The organism is Butyrivibrio sp. X503, from assembly GCF_003625475.1.
GTDB lineage: Bacteria > Bacillota > Clostridia > Lachnospirales > Lachnospiraceae > Butyrivibrio.
Genome location: NZ_RAIQ01000003.1, coordinates 230,194 through 251,541 on the forward strand (window position 1 = coordinate 230,194; position 21,348 = coordinate 251,541).

The 21,348-nt window shown below is 40.0% G+C and carries 20 protein-coding genes; 5 read left to right on the top strand and 15 right to left on the bottom strand.

Going from position 1 to position 21,348, the window contains the following annotated elements:
- Positions 1-3 precede the first annotated feature (3 nt).
- The 7 genes from D6853_RS06480 to D6853_RS06515 form a co-directional block, all read right to left on the bottom strand.
- Positions 4-765, bottom strand: coding sequence for a response regulator (locus tag D6853_RS06480; protein WP_158588682.1), 762 nt, complete (start codon positions 763-765; stop codon positions 4-6).
- Positions 766-791: 26 nt separating this feature from the next.
- The gene (locus D6853_RS06485) at positions 792-3,818 is read right to left on the bottom strand and encodes a HAMP domain-containing hybrid sensor histidine kinase/response regulator (protein WP_120657220.1); all 3,027 of its coding nucleotides are present in this window, start codon (positions 3,816-3,818) and stop codon (positions 792-794) included.
- Between the two features lie 69 nt (positions 3,819-3,887).
- Positions 3,888-4,085, bottom strand: a complete 198-nt coding sequence (locus D6853_RS06490) for a hypothetical protein (RefSeq protein WP_120657221.1) — start codon at positions 4,083-4,085, stop codon at positions 3,888-3,890.
- A gap of 39 nt (positions 4,086-4,124) precedes the next feature.
- A complete protein-coding gene (locus D6853_RS06495; RefSeq protein ID WP_120657222.1) occupies positions 4,125-5,507 on the bottom strand; it encodes a cobyrinate a,c-diamide synthase in 1,383 nt (460 codons plus the stop codon).
- A gap of 96 nt (positions 5,508-5,603) precedes the next feature.
- Positions 5,604-5,888 carry a hypothetical protein gene (locus tag D6853_RS06500; RefSeq protein ID WP_120657223.1) on the bottom strand — a complete coding sequence of 95 codons (285 nt, stop codon included), beginning with the start codon at positions 5,886-5,888 and terminating at the stop codon, positions 5,604-5,606.
- An 18-nt stretch (positions 5,889-5,906) separates the two neighbouring features.
- Positions 5,907-6,239, bottom strand: a complete 333-nt coding sequence (locus tag D6853_RS06505) for a hypothetical protein (protein WP_120657224.1) — start codon at positions 6,237-6,239, stop codon at positions 5,907-5,909.
- Between the two features lie 347 nt (positions 6,240-6,586).
- On the bottom strand, positions 6,587-7,141 hold the full coding sequence (locus tag D6853_RS06515) for a DUF3592 domain-containing protein (protein ID WP_120657226.1): 555 nt from the start codon (positions 7,139-7,141) through the stop codon (positions 6,587-6,589).
- 270 nt (positions 7,142-7,411) lie between these two features.
- On the opposite strand from D6853_RS06515, the gene D6853_RS06520 reads away from it, so the two are divergent.
- A complete protein-coding gene (locus D6853_RS06520; RefSeq protein ID WP_120657227.1) occupies positions 7,412-8,797 on the top strand; it encodes an AAA family ATPase in 1,386 nt (461 codons plus the stop codon).
- A 27-nt stretch (positions 8,798-8,824) separates the two neighbouring features.
- Here the strand turns inward: D6853_RS06520 and D6853_RS06525 are convergent, their stop codons facing one another.
- From D6853_RS06525 to D6853_RS06555, 6 genes are all read right to left on the bottom strand, one after another.
- Positions 8,825-9,361 (bottom strand): hypothetical protein, encoded by a 537-nt coding sequence (locus D6853_RS06525; RefSeq protein WP_120657228.1) that lies wholly within the window; start codon positions 9,359-9,361, stop codon positions 8,825-8,827.
- Between the two features lie 409 nt (positions 9,362-9,770).
- A complete protein-coding gene (locus D6853_RS06535; RefSeq protein WP_120657230.1) occupies positions 9,771-10,370 on the bottom strand; it encodes a hypothetical protein in 600 nt (199 codons plus the stop codon).
- A 49-nt stretch (positions 10,371-10,419) separates the two neighbouring features.
- On the bottom strand, positions 10,420-10,995 hold the full coding sequence (locus D6853_RS06540) for a DUF3592 domain-containing protein (protein ID WP_120657231.1): 576 nt from the start codon (positions 10,993-10,995) through the stop codon (positions 10,420-10,422).
- A 117-nt stretch (positions 10,996-11,112) separates the two neighbouring features.
- Positions 11,113-12,246, bottom strand: a complete 1,134-nt coding sequence (locus D6853_RS06545) for an acyltransferase family protein (RefSeq protein ID WP_120657232.1) — start codon at positions 12,244-12,246, stop codon at positions 11,113-11,115.
- Positions 12,247-12,375: 129 nt separating this feature from the next.
- Entirely contained in the window at positions 12,376-12,975 is a 600-nt protein-coding gene (locus D6853_RS06550) for a hypothetical protein (RefSeq protein ID WP_120657233.1), read from the bottom strand.
- 146 nt (positions 12,976-13,121) lie between these two features.
- On the bottom strand, positions 13,122-14,402 hold the full coding sequence (locus D6853_RS06555) for an O-acetylhomoserine aminocarboxypropyltransferase/cysteine synthase family protein (protein ID WP_120657234.1): 1,281 nt from the start codon (positions 14,400-14,402) through the stop codon (positions 13,122-13,124).
- A gap of 222 nt (positions 14,403-14,624) precedes the next feature.
- On the opposite strand from D6853_RS06555, the gene D6853_RS06560 reads away from it, so the two are divergent.
- Together D6853_RS06560 and D6853_RS06565 are read left to right on the top strand one after the other, a co-directional pair.
- Complete coding sequence (locus tag D6853_RS06560) at positions 14,625-15,020, top strand: RrF2 family transcriptional regulator (RefSeq protein WP_092242283.1); 396 nt, start codon at positions 14,625-14,627, stop codon at positions 15,018-15,020.
- Between the two features lie 22 nt (positions 15,021-15,042).
- A complete protein-coding gene (locus D6853_RS06565) occupies positions 15,043-15,900 on the top strand; it encodes an aldo/keto reductase (protein ID WP_120657235.1) in 858 nt (285 codons plus the stop codon).
- 87 nt (positions 15,901-15,987) lie between these two features.
- Here D6853_RS06565 and D6853_RS06570 read toward each other — a convergent pair whose 3' ends face one another.
- Positions 15,988-17,346: an NADase-type glycan-binding domain-containing protein gene (locus D6853_RS06570; protein ID WP_120657236.1), complete on the bottom strand. Its 1,359-nt coding sequence runs from the start codon at positions 17,344-17,346 to the stop codon at positions 15,988-15,990.
- A gap of 19 nt (positions 17,347-17,365) precedes the next feature.
- Positions 17,366-19,915 carry a DUF1266 domain-containing protein gene (locus D6853_RS06575; RefSeq protein ID WP_120657237.1) on the bottom strand — a complete coding sequence of 850 codons (2,550 nt, stop codon included), beginning with the start codon at positions 19,913-19,915 and terminating at the stop codon, positions 17,366-17,368.
- A gap of 157 nt (positions 19,916-20,072) precedes the next feature.
- Here D6853_RS06575 and D6853_RS06580 point away from each other — a divergent pair, with 157 nt between their 5' ends.
- Complete coding sequence (locus tag D6853_RS06580) at positions 20,073-20,711, top strand: hypothetical protein (protein ID WP_120657238.1); 639 nt, start codon at positions 20,073-20,075, stop codon at positions 20,709-20,711.
- A 324-nt stretch (positions 20,712-21,035) separates the two neighbouring features.
- Entirely contained in the window at positions 21,036-21,332 is a 297-nt protein-coding gene (locus D6853_RS06585) for a hypothetical protein (protein ID WP_120657239.1), read from the top strand.
- Positions 21,333-21,348: the final 16 nt, after the last annotated feature.

Consider the following 21,348-nt stretch of genomic DNA (forward strand, 5'->3'; position numbering starts at 1 on the left):
TTTTTATTCTACTCTGCCCTCGAAAAATTCATCTATTGCCGTGATGAGTTTTTCTTTTGGCATTGATTTTAAAAGATATTTGTCCGGCTTGAATTTAAGGACCTTCATGACACTTTCCTTGTCATCCTTGGCCGTCAGAAATATGATCGGAATCTCACTCAAGATCTCATCGTCGCGTATCTTCTGCATTACAGCGGGTCCGTCGAGCACCGGCATCTCATAATCAAGTAAGATCAGATCAACGGTATTCTCCGCAAGAAAAGAAAGAGCCATCTTTCCGGAGCTTGCCATATACACACGATATTTAACGGACAGCCATGTCTTCATCATGCGAAGCATTGTTCCGTCATCGTCCACTATAAGAATCTTCTTTTTGAGATTGTCATCGACTTCGCTGTAATCAACGACCATATCGAGATCACTTGCAAGAAGCTTAACATCGAGCGGTCTTATGTATATTTCACGAACCTTGGACTCATCTATAAATCCCAAGGCAAGCTCAACTTCTTCCTGCTTCCCTATAAGATACAGCATAAAGTTCTCATTATCAATAGCCTCGTTAAGATATTCAAAAAGATCCACATGCCCCCGCGTAAGTTCGCCCATATACAGAATATAAAACTCCGGCCTGTGCTCAACCTCAACAACCCCCTGCACGCTCGGTCTTACACGGGTAACCTCATATCCTTCTTTTTCAAGGCCCTTCTTTATAGCGTTTACCATAAAGCTTTTATCATGCCCGATCAAAAGTACGCTTTTTTCCATCTTTTCCCATCTCCTCTGCATCGGTTTTACAATAATTTCAGCAATCCGTCCTTGTCAACAGCGGCCAAAAGTCTTTTTACTTCTTCATATTTCTCTTTTTTATCATCAGGAATACTGTATTCCTCAAGCATGCTCATAATGTCATCCGCACTGTCAAAATAAGATCCCGATACAAATTCTCTTATTGATAAAAATGCCCCCTCAAGTTCCTCCTCGTCTATAAGCGGTTTGTTCGAAGCTTTCTCTTCATCGTCTTCCCCAAATGAAAGCTTGGAATAATAGCTTCTGTACTCTTCGACAAGCTCTTCATACTTCTCGTTTATCTTTTCAACATCTTGTTCCAATCCGCATTTTTCCAAAAACTCCGCCTTCTCGGAAAGTGAAAATGCGCCGATTGCCTTGGCCGAGCTCTTTAGTCCGTGCACGTAAACGGTGAAGTTCTTTATATTCCCTTCCTTCACACTCTTTTCTATCATGTCGGCTCTCTCTTTTATAGTGAGCCTAAAGTCCTTCATGACATCGATGGCGACCGTAGGAGAACCGCAGCGGGCGATCGCAGCATTTATATCAACGCCTCTCGCCTTCAAAAGCTCCGCCATAGCCTCTTTTTCCGCGTTATTCGGTTTCTCGGCTTCTGTCTCGAATCCTTCATCTCCCGGCTTGGTAACCTTGTACTCCGGCAAATAGCTAAGGATCATCTCCTCAAGCTTAGTAGGATTTACGGGCTTTGAAAGATAATTTACAAAGCCTTCCTTCAGATACATCTCTCTCGATCCGGAAACGGCGTTTGCGGTAAGCGCAATGATCGGCACTCCCTTATTAAGATTGTCCACCATCTTCTCCATTTCATGAAGGGCCTGAATTCCGTCTATATCGGGCATTCTGTGATCGAGGAAAATAACATCGTATTTATTTGTGGTTACGAGCTCAAACGCCTTACTTGCACTGAGCGCCGTGTCCACCTTCATCATCGTCTTCTTTAAAAGACCTTCCATAACCGTCAGATTGGTCTTCATATCATCCACAACAAGAATGCTTGCTCCGGGTGCATGGAAGCTCTCCTGATAACTCAGCGCGCTTATCGCGGAATCTTTAAAGACTTGCGTAAACTGTCCTATAGGCTCTTTGTCAACAACAACCTGTTTTAAGTCAAACCAAAATTCGGAGCCCACACCGTATGTACTCTTTGCTTCAAGCTTGGTTCCCATCAGATCGAGAAGACTGCATACTATGTTTATTCCAAGACCGGTACCTTCGATCGTTCGATTTTTCTTTTCATCAAGTCTTTCAAAAGCATCAGTGAGCTTTGCCATATCCTCATCTTTGATGCCCATTCCGGTGTCGCTTACTTTGATCTTCAGAATTATGTTTTCGTCAAAATTATCATCGGGATACTCAGGAACATATTCTTCGCATCCTATATCAAGCATTACCTTTCCTCTGTCGGTATACTTGATAGCATTGGTCATCATATTCATTATGCACTGCTTTATTCGTATCTCATCGCCAAAAAGAATATGCGGAATATCCTCCTGTACCCTGAGCACAAATTCAAGTCCCTTATCCTTGGCTCTAAGCTGCGTCATATTGGCAATATCATTTATTAAAGATCTGACTTCGTATTCTACGGGGATGATCTCCATCTTACCCGCTTCTATCTTGGAGAAATCAAGGATCTCATTTATAAGTGCCAAAAGAGTCTTTCCCGAATTCTTTATATCAAGCGCATATTCCAGGATTTCTTTATCCTCTGCTTCTCTCAATATCATCTCATCAAATCCGAGCATAGCATTGATGGGCGTTCTTATCTCATGAGAGATATTGGAAAGAAATCTTGTTTTGGCCTCATTTTCAAGCTTCTCGGTCTGCAGCTGATCTTCTATGACCTGTCTTGATTTTACAAGCTCTATATATTCCATAAGTCTGTAAAGCGTAAGATCCACCGCATGATAAAGCTCCTCGATCTCATCCTTGGTCCTTATCGGAAGCTTATGAATATCATCAACTTTTTTCTCCAGATCAAGTTCCGAAGAATTATAAATATCGGTTACCGCCTTGGACAGATTTCTTATAGGCTCCGCGATCCTCCTCTGTGCAAAGCCGTTTACGAATACCGCAAGCGGAGTGATTATGATGGAAATAAGCATCGCCAGTTTGACGCCATACTGCGAGTTGTTATATGCCCTTGCGTATGAGACGGAGCTTAGCTGCGCGTTTTCCGATGTAAGTGTATTACTTACGATTCCTTCAAGCATTTCTGCGTTGTGAGCAATTCTCAGATCTTTATATTTTTTAAGTGTGTTATCCCCGCTCTCTTCCATTTCCGCAACAACACCGAGCGTCGGAATAAGCGTGTTTGCCGAAATCTCCGCAGACACTCCAAGAACCAAAGCCTCGAATACGATGATGAGCGTAACCACTTTTCCTATCCTGGATTTACCCTCGACGATATATTTCTCATCTTCATTCAGGAGCTCTTCGTCGACATAATAGATGCCGTTTCCGAGAAGCAATTTATAATTGTCGGGGAATCTGCCAAAAAGGAAAAAGACAAAGAAGCAGCACAAAAGACATCCCGGCGCTTCCGAGAAAAAGAACTTCCATAAGTTTACTAAATTTATATTTGCCGCAGATCTTCCTCCGAGGAGAACAAGTATTATTCCCCAGAAATCTCCCGCGATAAACTGCAGGATAATTGCGGCCATGAGTGTCTTGTACCATTTCTTAAAGAATCCTTTCATAGTGAGGATCTGCACGGCACAGACCATAACAAGATATATAAATGTAAGATATGAGAATCCACTGGATAAAAAGCACCTATAGATAAAAACTATAAGCACCGTCCACATTCCGGGCACGATTCCGCAGAGCGCAGTCACAACCGTAACGGGAACATATTTAAAGATATAAGTGAAATAAGAAAAAACGCCGGATACGCTGCTAAGATTATGAACATTCCGGCTATACATTATGGTAAAAAGAGAACAAAAAAATACCAATACGATATTGATCAGGTCCTTTTTGGAAAAACCGGAAAACAGCCTGCGCTTCATGACAATCACCTCGTATGATCAGCCACTTTGTTGCACTACTATTTTACCATAATTGAGTACATGTATAAACTATTCTGCGTAGTGAAGAGCCCAATAATTATTCTTGTAATTGATGATACAAGGAGCAGTCGCAAAGGCTTCATCTCCAATGTAGCAGCGGTCCTTCTCTTTGTCGAAGGTATACTTTCTGCCTTCCTTGTCGTGTTCATTGATATATTCAAGTGCCTGTTCAAGAGTCTCATCACCCTTGCAAAGATGGATATTCATCAAAGTCCTCCCACTATGGGTAAATCTCTCCGGCGCTTATCAAAGGCCGCCGACTGCCTTCTCCATGAACCGCTCAATAAGTTCGGGGCATGAAGGATAATAAAGGTGAGGAAATCCCGCAAACAGATTGTTGTTGGAATGTATTCCCTTCCAGTAGCGGTTTCTGGTTCCCTTGGATACTATGCAGGCATCTCCGTTATCGGAGGTGTCATAGTAATGGAACTCATGTCCGCTCACTGATTCAAACGGTCTTAAGTAGTCGTTGTTTCTTGCAGCCGTCACAGTAACGTATCCAAAATGCGACAGCTTGTTTGTCATATACGATTCGCCGGGGATCACGCCGACCATAGGATATTCGTTGTCGTCCTTGTCCTTCATATTTTCCTGAAGATACATAAAGCCGCCGCACTCCGCAAAGATCGGAACTCTCCTAAGATAAGCGCCCCTTAAGCTGTTGATCATATCGGTGTTCTCCGAAAGCTCTTTGGCATACAGCTCGGGATAACCGCCGCCTATGATATAACCCTGTGCCTTGGGAAGCTGTTTGTCGTGAAGCGGTGAAAAGAATGATATCTTAGCACCCATGTCCCTTAGCATATCGAGGTTATCTTCATAGTAAAAGCAAAATGCCTCATCCATTGCTATAGCAATCTGAGGATTGCCTAAATTCTTTTTCTTTTTATATGCCGGAGCAAAGCTCTCTTCCACGTCCGGAATTGTATCCGCTTCCGCTGCGATCTCAAGGAATTTCTCAAAGTTAAGCGTTTCCTCAAGCTTATCCGCAACTATATCTATTTTTTCCACAAGCTCCGGAACTTCATCCGGAAGCACAAGTCCCAAGTGCCTGCTCATAATATCGGCCTCTTTTATCTTGGGAAGGTATCCGATAACGGGGATATGAACCTCTTCCTCCACAAGCTTGATAATATCAGGCGCGATCGAAGGAGAGATATTGTTGAGCATGATCGCCTTGATCTGGTTGTGATCGTAGTCCATGTATTCGCAAAACCCCTTAACAACAGCCGCGATCGATCTGCTCATTCCCTTGGCGTTGACAACCAGGATCGCGGGAGTTCCCGTAATCCTACTGATATCATAGCTTGAGCCCTCTATTGAAGAAGCACCGAGGCCGTCGTAGAATCCCATAACGCCCTCAATGATGCCTATATTTCTGTCTTTTATGCCTCTTTTAAGTGAGCGCATAACGCCGCCCTTACCTGCAAGGAAAAAGTCCAGATTTCTGGAAGGGATACCCAGCACCTTCTGATGAAAGAGCGGATCGATATAATCGGGTCCACACTTAAACGATGCGGGTAAAAGACCTTTCTTTATCAAAATTCGAAGAAGCGCACAGGTAATAACCGTCTTGCCGCTGCCGCTCCCCGGTGCACATATAAGTACTCTCGGAAAAATATGCTCCATCTTGAGTCCGTCCTTTGCTGTAATATACAAGCTGTTCCTATAATTATAACCAAAGAGCAGGCGGTGTACAATTACTTTTAAGGTCGTGGACACACTCTACACGGAGAGCTTCCAGTCGCAGGTCCCGGTGTTGAAATACAGGCGGACCGTTCGGTATATATCGAGGATAAGGACGCGGCATTCGAAGATCTTGTCTCTGCTGCTGACTGTGACGCCGTCCGGTGTTGTGTAGCAGCCCTTCTTAAGGATCTCACGGTATCCCTTTATCGTGTAGGCCTCGTAAGCGCCATCCTCATTCACAAGCCTGAAGCGAAGCGGAATAACGGTCCCGTCGCTCTTGTGCTCACAAATTACATCTACTTTATCAATTATTCTTCCCATGATCCATATAACACATCCTTACTGATTTATCGCACATTCAACAGCCATGTCGGTACAGCCTACCGCCCTGTCGTCTATGTACAGATCGCAACTTATCTTCCTACTGTTGTTGCCGTACTTCTCAGTGATCTCGGGAAGATTGTCATTGACCGCATCAAACTCAAGTCCGTTGCTGCTGCAAAAATCAACCGCATCGGCAAGCGCCTCTCCCGCTCTGCACGTCCACAGTATGAGCTTGTCTCCAAGATTCTGTCTCTCTTTCAAATATGTTATAAGCGCCCCGTTCGCAGGCCCTACCTCCGGCCACTCTCCAAGACTTAAGGTTCCGTCAAAATCAACTGCCAATATCATATCAAAGCCCTCTCTTTCGGTTGAGTTGTACTAATCTACTGATCTTTTCCTGATTATTGTTCCTGATTTGTTCGCAAACATTTGTTCGCTTCTTCACTTTTATTATACGAACATTTGTTTGCATTTTCAACCGCAAGATATGGGATAAAAAAGGCCTCATCTCCACAAGATTGGGAGATGAGACCTCCTGCACATTGATTCCGGTTTATTTTTCATTCTCCAATTCAGCCATAAGTGCATTTCTACTTTCTTCCGATCCATCCGGTTAATGCGCCCATATATGGCTTGTAATAATGTATTTCTTTTCGTCTCGCCATTTGTATCACCTCTCTCATTTTCAGTCATAATCAAATAATAAAATAAGCCACAAACAACGCAATCCCCACAACGCACATGATAATCCCTAAGACAAACATAATCTTATATCCTGTGCCATATGTAATGCATCTCTGCACATAGGCCATCTTTGGCTTGTCGGGATTGTAATAAACAGAAGCACGACTTCCTATAGGATAAAGCTCGAAGATCGGATCTTTGTGCTTATTCATCAGCTTATGATCGTAATAAGTAACCTTCAATACATCAGGAAGATCTTCTCTTGTAGTAAGATTGGATTCCTCAGAAACAGCATGTTTATTGAATGGATCCGGTATTTCTTTGAATTTTATTCCTTTGAATTTCGGACCGACTACTTTATATCTTTTACCGGCCACATAGTACTCAACCACAGGAAGCGCGATGTCAATCGAATCTCCCGAGTAAAAACGTATCACCGTTCCTTCAGTATGCTCGGTGCATTTTACCGATCTGTTATTGCTTGGCAGACACAGTATCAGCCACAAAAGAACAAATACTATACCGAATGCAAATAAAGAAATTCCTAAAAGCAATAATGCAATCATCAGTCGTATTTATTCCCCTTCCAAAACATTTTATAATATCATCATAATAGCAAATGCAGTCAAATATATGTTATTAACAGATTATCTAAGAATTCATTATGTGTAAAGGAAATAATATGCTTACTTTTGAATTATTGGAAAGAACATCTGAATATGTGAAATATACCTTTTACATGGTGCTAATATAAAAAGCAATAAGCAAAAGTTATATTTACAATTATAATAATTTGAATTATAATAATTACAAATATAACTTTTGAGGTATCTACTATGTCCACATTCATAGATAGAATTGATGAACTGAAAACATTGGAAAATGAATACTCAAGAAACTCTGCCTCCTTTGTAGTTTTATACGGAAGACGCAGGGTTGGTAAAACTACGCTCATCAGCCATTTCTGTAAAAATAAGAACTCAATATATTTTTTGGCAACCGAGGAGAATGAATCAGAAAACAGAAATACATTTAGACAGCTTATAGCCGAGAAATATAATAACGAACTATTGGCAAGTGCCTCTTTGGATTCGTGGACACCACTATTTAAAATAATAGCTGATGAAGCAAAAAAAGAACGTATCGTGCTTGTAATTGATGAATTTCAATATCTATGCAAAGCCAATAAAGCGTTCCCTTCCATCATGCAAAAAGCCTGGGATGAAATATTGCTCAAGTCTAATGTGATGCTTATCTTATGCGGTTCTTTGATCAACATGATGACATCACAGGTTTTGAACTATGACTCTCCTCTTTATGGCCGTAGAACCGCTCAAATAAAGTTAAAACAGATCGATTTTTCTTTTTACCACGAATTTAATGAGTCATTATCACTTGAAGAACAGATACAGCAATACGCCGTAACAGGTGGCGTACCAAAATACATAGAACTTTTTGACACAAAAAAGAACATATACAGATCAATAAACGAAAACATCTTAGCAACAGGATCATTCTTGTACGCAGAACCGGAGTTCCTTCTTCAGAAAGAAGTCACGGAGATAGGAAGTTATTTTTCCGTGTTAAAAACAATAGCTGCGGGAAATCATAAGCTAAGCAAGATTTCATCAGCATTAGGAGTATCTCAATCAAATCTGACTTCATATCTGAAAACGCTTATTGATCTGGACATTGTTGAAAGAGAAGTTCCTATCACAGAAGAGAATCCCGAAAAGAGCAAGATGGGATTGTACCAAATCAAGGATAATTTCATTTCATTCTGGTTTAAGTTTGTTTATCCAAACAAAAGCATGCTGGAATCAGGGCATTCAAACTATGTAGAGGATAAGATAAAGAACAATTTTATTGATAATCACGTTTCATATGTGTATGAAGACATTTGCAGAAACGATGTATGGAGTCTTCTCTCTGAAGGCATTTCATTCAATCGTGTCGGAAGATGGTGGGGATCAAAAGATGTCGAGATTGACATCCTTGCATATGATTCGGTCGGTACGGATATTGTATTTGGAGAATGCAAATATTCCAAAAACAAAAAAGGAATGGAAACACTTGAGAATCTCCAAAAAAAATCCCCCGCAGTCAAATGGAAAAAAGATAATAGAAATGAGTACTTCGTGATATATTCCAAAAGCGGCTTCACCAAGGAGCTGCTTGAATTCGTCAAAAGAAAGAATAATGTTTTTTTAAAGACTCTGTGAGGCAATCAGAATGGTTCATCATTCTGATTATCTCCTTTGATCTTTATAGATTAAATCATCGCCAAAAACTCTGATATATACTATCGCATCTCCGATGGACACTCGCTGCTTGCGTCCACGCACAAAAGCAATGCCATGCTCTCCAAGCTCAGTTGTACAGTGATAAGCATGATATTCTCCATTTCTTGATGAGATGCGAACCACATTGTCGCACGTTCCGCGTATCCCTTTAAACCCACTTTTGTATCTTGCTTTCCATAATGCTACTATTTCACATAAAGAAAACAAGAACAGTGCAATAAGCATTATCATAAACAATGCCCCTCTGATATTAAGTCTCGTATTTATATCATCAAGTCTCGTATTAGTAAAAAGAATATTCCAAAACTTTATCATACACACCATAACAACTACAGAAAGCAGTAATAGGGCTATGTATATGCAAATGAGCTTTTTACAGTCTTTATCAAATTCAAAGGACACATCTGAAAGATCCATATCTTTTCCATCAAGAAGTATCAGATTTTCAAGTCTGCTCGAATAAATCGCATCACTACTATTCATACATTCCTCCATGATTCATTTAAAAGTACATAAAAAAGGCTACTCCCACAAAAATAAAACTGATCAAGATACAAGAAACTGCCAAGAGAATCTGCAAAGCAGAGATCTTCCTTGTTGTAATAAGAATGCGCGGAAATCGTTCGCTGACATACACTGTATAATCAGCATCTATTTGATATTGTTCACCAAACAAAACCAAATTCTGCACATTCGCAATTATCTTTTTCCCATCTTTGTAATACGCAAAGAAGCTACAATTTCTAATAGGTTCATCTTTAGGTCTGTACTTGGCAACAATCTCAGTATCACAAATCCTGTTAAGCAATAACAGATATAGCCCGTATAGAAAAAAGCATGCGCCTAAAGCCACTACGCAAATACAAACAATCATTGCAATGCAAACTCCTTATCATTTAAAGCCTTTTCCAAAGCATATACAGCTCAGCACGCCTTCAATACCGTAGAATATTGCCGAGGCCCTCTTTAGCGCAATGTCCTGAAGATGATATACAATCAATGGCGTCGTATGAAAAACGCAACCTGAAAAATCAGTTGGTACATTCTGAATAATATAATTCACTGTTATAATAAATACGATAAACACGGCAACCATTGCTACTACTATCAACTTATTTATCTTTTTTCGTTCGGAGAAAAAATAATAGCTAACTGCCAACGCACTGCCTAAGCACAGAACATTCTGTACACCATACCATGCACCGGTCACTATATCAGGTAACCTGTTAAACAGCGCAAATAACAGATATTCCACGCCGCTCCCAACAGCTCCCCATATAACGGTATAAATAATTCCCATTTTTATCGCATGCTTGATATCTTTTGTATAGGTATAATCCACTATCGCAAAAACTCCTACCCACACAAGAATAAAGATACTTCTAACACCTATAAATAAAAAAGATATATTACCGGTTGAAGTCATCAAATAAAAAAGCAGTGCCTGTACCAGTACTGCAATTGTTATTATGGATATTTTTTTCCCCAGCATTTCATACTCTCCTCTTAATTAACCATGGTCAATGTCTTAAGAATATCTATCAAATTATATTGAGGATTTTTAAAAGCAGAGCTATCCATACTCCCCCAAACAACAACTCAATAATACCAACTATAGACCACAAATCTCGGTGAATAAAAGCAGTGTTTCCATTTTCCGGAATATATACCGCGAAAGTTTTCCCAACAGTATATCCTCTTTTAGGTGAAGCATATTTAACTGTATATTCTGCTCGCTTTTCCGGGACATTAAAGGTCAGTTCATAATGTATTCTTCGCCTTCTGCTAAATGAACTTATCTCTTTTATTTTTATGAGTATACCTTTAACCTCAATATTATGCCTGGAAACATCGTACAGCGTTGACACTCCCACCCACAAAAAAAGTGCGCCAAATAACGAAGTTAATAATACTCCTATAACGACACCGTTTTGTACCAATATTGCAATAGCCAGTGCAGCGAAAAAAGCTCCGATAGTCCAATATAAAGCAATGTCTTTTATATTAAAAGTCATCCTCTTTTCTATAAACGGATAAATAAAAAATAATATACCTACGGCGCCAAAAATAATAATACACGCATATTGCTCAATTACTTCAAATATTGTGTCTACCATTCCTCATCCTCTTCTTCCTGCACAAATACACTTCAATTTATATTAACCATGGTCAATGTCTTTACCTGATAAACATTTATCTCTGCACATTTGTTGCAATCATCTCTACCATCCAACTTATTTCCCTGTGACAACCTTCTCAAGCTTCTTAAGGAGCAGCGCAAGTGGGATGGTTGATGCGATCACGGCGAGCGCGTAAAGGCTGACTTTTTCTATGGGGAAAGGTGAAGGTGCTATTCCCACAAAGTCATGATCGTAAAGCTCAACAAATATTCCGTGTATCAGGTAAATCTCAAGAGTATACTTGCCAAGGAAAGCCAGCACTTTGTTTCCGATACTTATATTCATACTTATAAGCAGTATGCAGGCAATGAACACATATATAGCAAGAGTTTGCGCCGAAAGGCTGATCAACTTGCATATTATGCCATTTGGAATACTGTCCGAAAAATAGCCGATTTTTTTCAATATCAGATAAGACAATCTGAACGCGGGAAAAGCCGGGATAAGGTGGATTACGAGATACTTGTTGTAATTTCTTTTTACATGATCAATGATCTTATCTTCTCTTCTTGCAAGCCACATTCCCAAAGGCATCATGATAATAGAGTTGTACCACCACTCGCCTCTGATAAAGTAGTCATTTTTCGGAACAAAAAGAGCTATCGCAATATACGCAAGGACAATAATCGTAAAAAGAGTAATCGCCGAGCGCTCATTTTTTGCATACTTAAAGACCAGATAAAAAACAACATAAAAGATCATCAGGATCACTATGTACCAGCTATAGGGACTGCAGTGAACAATTTCCGTCAGATAAAGAACAAAGAGCTTTCGGCCCATTTCTTCGCCGAGAGCAAGTCTTATGACAAGAAAAGCCCATCCGGTCACATAGTAAGCCACGAGCGGGGCTATCAGTCTTTTTTTAAGAAAATGATCAAGATAACCCGGTTTATTTATATAGCTTTTGTAAAGACCATATCCGTTGAAGAAGAAAAAAACCGAAGTCAAAAAAGCCCCCATATTGGCAAAAGGGGACATACCGCTCCTTACAAGAGCTGAAATTTCTTGATCTGCAAAAACCTTTTGAGATATGTGGTGAATAACTATGATAATTACACAGATTCCCTGTAATGCTTTGGACTGTTCCAGGGAAAGAAAACCGTTATTCCATTCGCCTTCTTTGGCTATTCGTGACCTCCATAAAAAGATCACGGGAAGGATGATATAAATAATAAAAATAGGATACATATACAAATTCTCTTAAATAGGGATTATTCGCCCACTGTTTCTTTGGTAAAAATCAGGTCTCCACAATATCTAAATTGGGAGACCCGATCACATTTGAAATTATAATCAATATTAAATTGCAAGCTATGCTTACGCTGAAATAGTCACTTTCTTAACTGCGCCGCCCTCGATCACTACTTCAAAGCCAAGTCCGCCTGAGCCAAGACAATTCTTGAAATGTTCTCCGAATTCATCCTTTGTAACCGTCTCAGGACCTGTATCTCCGCCGCTCATAACGAATTCGGTTGAATCTGTAAGCTTCAGCGCATGTGAACCATCAGCAGTAAATCCTGTAGGATCGTAAGGATCGGGACCAAGCACTCCGACTACGTTAAGAACGTCGCCTTCGACTCCGCCATCATAAATGATGCTCATCGGCTCTCCTGCTTCGCCTACTTTACCTGCGTCATCTTTCCTTGTGTTATCAAGATATGCACTCCATGTACCGTCAGCAATATCTGAACTTGCGCTCTGCTGAGTATCCTCAGATGCTTCTGCTGCAGGCTCTTCAGAAGTCTCCGTATTTTCTTCGGGAGCTGCCTCTTCTTGTGTCTCCTCTGTAGCAAATTCGGGAGCCATCTCCTCAAAGCCGGTATCTGTACCTACAGTCGGCTCTTCAGCGGATGTACATCCCACAGCCATAGTAAGAACACAACCTGTCAACATCATGACAAGAAGTTTATTCTTCATCTCTTTTTTCCTCCTATAAAGCGTTTTTCAAGTTACATATATTGTAACACATCAGTCAAGTCCTACGAAAAAATACCGCTCGGCTGTAAAACCAAGCGGTATGTCTAAAGATTTATGAAGAAAAAACTTTGTTAGCAAATTAGTTATCAGATAGCTGCAAAGCCTTTTTCAAGGTCTGCGATGATATCGTCGATGTGCTCTGTTCCGATTGAAAGACGGATCGTGCTCTGTGTGATTCCCTGATCTGCAAGTTCCTCATCATTAAGCTGTGAGTGAGTTGTTGTAGCGGGGTGAATAACAAGGCTCTTTACATCGGCAACATTAGCAAGAAGTGAGAAGATCTCGAGATTATCGATGAACTTCCAAGCAGCTTCTTTTCCGCCCTTGATCTCAAATGTAAAGATTGAAGCACCGCCGTTGGGGAAATACTTCTCATAAAGCGCATGATCGGGATGATCTGCAATTGAAGGATGGTTGACCTTGGAAACCTTGGGATGGTTCTTAAGGAACTCAACAACCTTCTTGGTGTTCTCCGCATGTCTGTCGAGACGCAGTGAAAGTGTCTCAACACCCTGAAGAAGAAGGAATGCGTTGAAAGGTGAGATCGTAGCTCCTGTATCTCTAAGAAGGATGGCTCTTATGTATGTAACGAATGCAGCAGGTCCTACAACATCGTAGAAAGATACTCCGTGGTAGCTGGGGTTGGGAGCTGCGATCTGAGGGTAGTTGCCGCTCTCTTTCCAGTTGAACTTACCTGCCTCAACGATGATACCGCCGAGTGTTGTTCCGTGTCCGCCGATGAACTTTGTAGCTGAGTGAACTACGATGTCAGCGCCGTGCTCGATAGGTCTGATGAGGTAAGGTGTTCCGAATGTGTTGTCGATAACAAGAGGAAGTCCGTGCTTGTGAGCTATCTCTGCGATCGCGTCGATGTCCGGGATGTCACTGTTGGGGTTTCCTAATGTCTCAAGGTAGATGGCTCTTGTGTTGTCCTGAATTGCATCCTCAACTTCTTTTAAATTATGAGCGTCTACAAAAGTAGTCTTGATTCCGTACTGAGGTAATGTATGTGCAAGGAGATTGTAGCTACCGCCGTAGATGGTCTTCTGAGCAACTATGTGTCCGCCGTTTGCTGCAAGTGCCTGGATCGTATAAGTGATGGCTGCTGCACCTGATGCAACTGCAAGTGCTGCGCTACCGCCCTCAAGGGCTGCAATTCTCTTTTCAAAAACATCCTGTGTGGAATTGGTAAGTCTTCCGTAGATGTTACCCGCATCCGCAAGTCCGAATCTGTCGGCTGCGTGCTGTGAATTTCTAAATACATAAGATGTGGTCTGATAGATCGGAACCGCTCTTGCGTCTGTAGCGGGATCGGGCTGTTCCTGTCCAACGTGTAACTGAAGTGTCTCAAATTTGTAATTGCTCATAGTCTCTAATCTCCTTTGAATTTGGATTTGAATTTGAAATTTTATGTTGCAATAATATCTCCTATGACCTACTATGTCAATAGGTAATTCAATCAGTAATATCTATCGCAAGCGATAACCCGAAGTAATATTTTGTTTTACCCGCTCGCAGCGCAGGATTTTACTATTGATGAGCCCATTTATCCTAGTATATAATAGGTAAAAGAAAAGGAGTGATGTTGTATGTTTTCCACCAGAGGACGTTATGCATTAAGGGTCATGATCGATCTTGCTGAGCACAAGGACGAAGAACACATTCCCCTTAAAGATATTGCAGAAAGACAAGGTATTTCCAAAAAGTACCTTGAGATCATAGTAAAAGACCTTGTTAAAGGCGGACTTATTTCCGGCGTGAGCGGCAAGCACGGCGGATATACTCTCACAAGAAGTCCCGAGAAATACTCGGTCGGCGAGATCGTTGAGCTCATGGAAGGCTCTTTTGCCCCGGTAGCATGTCTTGAAAAAGGCGCTGAGAAATGCCCTCGCGCACGAGGCTGCAAGACTGTTAAGATGTGGAAAGAGTTTTATAAGATAGAGAAAGACTTCTTTTTCGGAAAGAAACTTAGTGATCTTGTTTAAAAGAAAAATAAGAGGAAAAGAAATGAGTACACTTGCTACAAGAATCAAGCTTAACAACGACACAGCGATTCCGTGTCTGGGCTTTGGAACCTATAAGATAAAAGATCCGGTTGAAGCATATAATTCAACGAAAACCGCGCTGGAAACCGGTTACCGCCACATCGACACCGCCGCTTTTTACGAAAACGAAAAGCAGGTAGGACAGGCGATAAACGACTTTATAAAAGAGAATAATGTCAAAAGAGAAGACATCTTTGTGACAAGTAAAGTCTGGAAGACAGAGCTTGGATACGATAAAACACTTGCAGCATTTGAAAAGACAATGAGCGAGATCGGTCTTGATTATCTTGATCTTTATCTTATTCACTGGCCCGCTTCCTATGCTTTCGACGATGATTGGGAGAACACCAACCGCGATACTTGGAGGGCCATGATCGAGATCTACAAGTCGGGAAGAGTTAAGGCAATCGGTGTTTCCAACTTCCTTAATCATCATCTTAAGGCGCTCATGGAATTTGATATCATCCCCGCGGTAGATCAGATTGAGATAAATCCCGGATTCCTTCAGGAAGATACTGTGGATTTCTGTCAGGAGCACGGCATCCTTGTTGAAGCATGGAGCCCGCTCGGACGCGGCAAGTCACTTGATCATCCTTTGTTAAAAGAGCTTGCGGATAAATACGGTCGCACCGTCGCACAGATAATATTAAGATGGGAGATCCAACACGACGTCGTTCCGCTTCCCAAGTCGGTAAATCCCGACAGGATCGCGCAGAACGCGAATGTTTTTGATTTTGAAATATCAGATGAAGATATGGAAAAAATAGACGCAATCGAGCCTTACGGAAACTCCGGACATTCACCGGATCAGGCTGATTGAAATAGTCCCGGGGTACGGGCTTTGTGATCCATTATAGACAAAAAAGCAATGTGTATTTTCAGATCAATACACATTGCTTTTTAATTCTTAATAAACCATAATCTCGCTTACGCAAGTATCATCATACTTCGCACCTTTTTTGGCTCCTGTGATCTTGATAGTGATCGTATCTGTCTCAACAGGTTCATCAAGTTCAATATGATTAAGATTATCCTCCACCAGATTCTCTACGGTTTCGTTCTCAATATCATGTGCAAAGAGGTCTACACTTACCTTCTTGCCATTTCCAAAATCAACTTCTATATCCGTAAGCACGCCGTTTGAATGATGAAGGTCATAACTTGCAGTGTAACCGTTACAAATCTGGACACCGTTTACAGACTGTTTCTTATCAAGTTTAAGCGTTATTGTTTCTCCAACGCCTTCTCCTTTAGCACCTTCACACCATACTGTGGAGTAATCACCGTCTATAAGATTCTTACCGGAATAATTCTTACCCTTCGAAGCCGCAAGTTCTGAAGATGTAGTGACGGAAGCTACCTTTACCGTGTCTTTTCTATATCTTCCGTATATTGCAGTAAAACCAAACACGCTATCGGTATTCTTCTTAAACAATATATCCGCATATCCTTTAAATGTTCCGTCGTTTATGTTATGTCCCTCAAAAACCGGTCCCGTGAAAAGAACATACTCATCATCCTCATGGTACTCACAGTGTGATGCTAATGCTACCTGCTCTCCATCACCAAAAACATAGTAAATCTTTCCATCCTTAACATCCTCATATTCTCCGGGATTAAAATCATCCTCGCCATAGAAATCCAACCATATTTTCTTGGCGTCTTCTACACTTATAACGGTTTTATAATCTTCTTCTCCGGTTTTAAGTGATGCAATCTTTTTTAGCTCCGAATTCTCATATGTGCTGTACCTGATTACTTGATCTCGAAGTCTGGCCTTTGAATTATTATCCGCTTTAGAAAAAACGCCATTTTTATCAAGCACATTTGAAATTGTAACAACTCTGGCCATATTCGAAAGAAGCTCTTCCTTATCGGGAGTAACCGCTTTTGTCTTTAAAAGCTTGTCAATCTCTGAATCGTATTCACTGTCTGAAGAAGCCGTATCCTTTTTATCATCAGCTTTAGCAGTTGACGCATCTGCGTCTGAAGCTTCCGATTTTGAATCCTTTGATGCTCCTTCTGTAGCAGCTTCGGAAGACTCATCCGATGACGAATCCTCAGATGAAGCAGTATCAGCCGAAGCTTCTTCCGAAACTTCTTCACTCGCCTGCTCCGCAGAAGTCTCCTGCGTTACTTCTTCTGTTGCATCCTGTGTGGTCTCTGTGTTGATAGCGCCCTGTTCCTGAACATCTGCCGATGTACATCCCACTGCAGCAGCGCTGACCATTACACTGATTGCCATTGCAATAAATGATTTTTTCATATTTTTCCCTCTTTCCTTTTTATGAATCTCGTTTCGTTAACAATTCCTTCCAATCTATTGTTAACTCAGTTCCAAAATCTATATCTGATTTTGCATATACATTATCATTTCTTATTTCATTGAGTGCATACGCAATATCATTCAAATTATTATTCGAGTGATTCCCCGCCACTCTAAACATTTCCCCGTATAAATAGCATTCGTTGATTTCTTCAAAACTACCATATTGCTTTTGAATCGCCAATTCCATGTTGTGTATCAATCCCATACACTCATCGGCAGACAGATACTCGCAGTCATAACAGATCTTGATAACGCGAATAAGTCTCATATAATCATACGCAGCCAGTCCGTTTTCGCCAAATCGCATATAAGCACAAGCCGCGCCCTTCGTGTGATAAAAATCTTTTGTTGAAATATTATTTTCTTCAAAATATGCTTCATCTATATCGAACGAATCTTCAAACGAAAAGCTTTGACCATAATCTCTTTCAAGTGCTTCAATGGCTTTTTTTGTTCTTGAATTGGATTGAATATAAGCTCTGCACTTAGCCTGATGACCGTAAGTTATTTGCTTGTCTATGACTTCCATTGCAGAATCTCTGTCGGATATTTTCCATGCTTTTTCCAAAAACTCTTTTGCCTCATCACCGGAATTATCAGCTCTTGAATGTCCTCCGATATACTTAGTATTTCCGCCTTCCAGATAAGAATAGATCGTTGTTGCCTCAGCAGCCCATTTATATGTTGCCGTAGACATTTCCGTATCCTCATCCTTGAATACCAAATCCGTACCGCTTGCTAAATCTTCCTCATAATTCACATCATAAGTATACAGGATAGATTCACAATCCGTGTTCTCTGTCTTTTCTCCGACTGAATTCTCTGCCGATACACGATGAATAAAAACACACCCTATTATTATGGCTATCTCCAAAACAGAAAGAATTACCAATTTTGCTATTGTTTTTCCCTTACCCAATGGCTTTGTATCCGTTCCCTCAACACAAAGCGGAGAATTTTGGGGATTTGCCCATATATATGTGGGAACATTGTATAACGCTTCATAATCCTTCTGCTTTAGGTTTGAATTTAAAAACAGAGGTTCCGCGAGTCTGACTTCATCTCCTGCGTCGTAGGCATAAACCACAGTCAGTTCCTTATCGACTGTATGGGCATGAAATACTGTCGCTGCAAAGCGTGATGCATCTTTTGTTATAGTAAGGTAATTTAAAAGCTCAGTTATCACAGATAACAAAAGAACTCCTATAAAAACGCCCAAAGGAACAGCAAAAGCCGTAACGACACCGATTACCTTCGCGCGTAATAAGAGCATCGCAGCTATAAATACAAAAGAATTGGCAAAATACATTATTGATGCTATTTTACCAAGTATTTGATTTGCCAGAACTCTATTCTTTGTATTGGTATCAGTGCTTCCAACATTTTGAAACAGTTCTTCGTTAAACTTCTTTCCGGCAAAAATACCGTTTTCAATTATGTAATTGTCATCTACAGTAAATGCATGCTCATTAAGATTAAATAACTCCGGAATATCTTTTTCCGAATCCTCTTTAGCTTCCTCATAAGTATATAATTCCGAGTCAGCAAGCGAGAACGGCACTCCGTTGTCCTGAAGATAAGCTACAAACAGGTCGTAATTGGTATAGGCTCTTCCTATGTTTACCGGAAGCTTTAAAATCTCATCACCAAGATGAATTTCCATTTCTTCAATATCTTTTCCGCCATATCTGTTTGAATGATGCTTAAGTTCGGTATGGACCCAGGAAATATCTTTTACATTTATACTTCTTGTCTTTTTAAACCATCTGCGAACTTCAATAATTTCACCTTTAACAGAAACAGTACACGTAAGCTTTTCGGCAAAAAACAACCACAAAGCAGTATTTCCAATGGCAAACGCCAATAGTAATAATCTAACCGTAAAATCCGAACCGGGCATTCCAGCCAAAAATACACTGTCCAGGAATAAAGCCATAAATAATAAAATGACAATTATGACTGCAGCATCTTTTTGTTTCATGTCAAAACGATAGTTAAAATTCGTGCCATCCGTTGTCTCAACATAGTCTCCGATTTCCCTGATACGAACATTCATATTTCGCAAAGCATCTGTAAAAAACTTATCCGAATCGGGATAAAGATGTGTGAGATCGATCGTATTTTCTTTTCCTTTTTCATCAAGCAATGTGATATAGCTCTTTGAATTATAAAAACACTGTGTCACCTTATCCAAATGTATTTTCTTTCCGAAAATGCCATACATTATAGATATACTTTCAGGTCTGATCACATATTTGCATTCCAAACCCGATATCAAAAATGCAAAGAACAGAAATCCGACTGCAATTCCAATGACAACTATCATCAATGTTTCTTTATCCTTTGCGCCGCATATAATAAAAGCAATTAATAAAAATACCATCATAAATAACATAAGGAGATATACAAATGCATATCTGTTATCTATAATTGTTACTTTATTATCTCTAACCCGTGGTTCATATCTCTTTTCAAGCATCGCAAAAACCACCCATCCTTCTTTCATAACTCATAGGTAATAATACTATTATTCGCCTTATATTACAAGTAAATATAACTTTTATGACTTTTTTGTGAATTTTTCTTTCAAATTAGACTTTTATATGCTAGAATCAGAAAAAGATTATATGAAAAAAGTTTTATAAACGGAGGGTAAGTTTAAAATGAAAAAGAAATTAGCTATGACCTTATGCTGCTTACTTGCAGCATCTACAATATTTGGTTGCGCGAACATCGCAAAAGATGAACCGAGCAGTGCTTCAAGTTCATCAACCATAGAAGCATCTGTTGAGGCTTCAACTGCTGCCGAGGAAGTTACGGAAAGTTCCGATGCAGCATCCTCTAAGGAAGAATCAATAAGTTCAACAGAGGCTTCTTCAGAAAAAACATCCGTTTCCACCGAAGCAGCTTCAAAAGAAGAATCTGCAAATGCAGAAAGCTCTGTTTCGGTTTCCGACCTGATCGATTCAATCGAAGTTAAATATGACGACTCGGATTACTGCGGATACTATTACAAAGAAGGTAGTGACAGCTCATGTATGATCATTTCAGCAACAGAGCAAAGCGGCATTTATGAAGTCACACTCTACACCGAAGACTTGGGTTTAATTAAAGCAATTGCTGCGCCTGATGACAGCTCAGATAAAGATACCAGAAAGTCATTGCAATTTATAACTGAGAACAACGCAAAGCAGGGTAATATAATGTTTAATGATAACAATGTAATAATCATGGCTATGTTTATCGATACTTCCGGAGCGCCTCAGGTAAAAATTGATATGGTACCCAAAAAGGTAAGATAATAAAAGGACTGCGTACTAATCAGTTAGTACGCAGTTTTTTATTCTCACAAATATAAATCTATCTTTTTCCAAAAATGGATTACTCACAATTACAATAAAATAGTCTCTCGCCGAGGATATACCAATCAATGTATTATAGCTCTATCCTTTTACCACATGTTAAAATATACATGCTTATTAAGGATATTATTCGTAAAAGGAAAGGGGAACATAAGATGTCTTTTGAGAATATAACTTTATATAAAATTGGGGACTCATCTATACCGGCACCTTCTATGCCTGAATATCCATGTTTTTCAATCTTGAACAAAAGAGGTCAAAATAATGAACAAGAGAAAAAAGAATATAATGATTGGAATAGCCGTTTTTTTGTGGGTATTTGTTCTTATACCTTGTATGGTCTGGGGGTGCGACTTATATGATGTTTATAATAATGGAGCTTATCTAAGTACTGCCTTTTTTGATAAAGGAGATTTTTATATTGGATGGGAAGCCGTAATCATGGAGATAAAAATAATTCAGATTTGGGGCGGCGGTCTCTTATGGTTTTATTATTCACTATTCACACTTGCATACACTTTATTTTTAATTGTAAAAATCAAAATAAGTAAAAAGAAATAGAACAAGCTCAAAGATT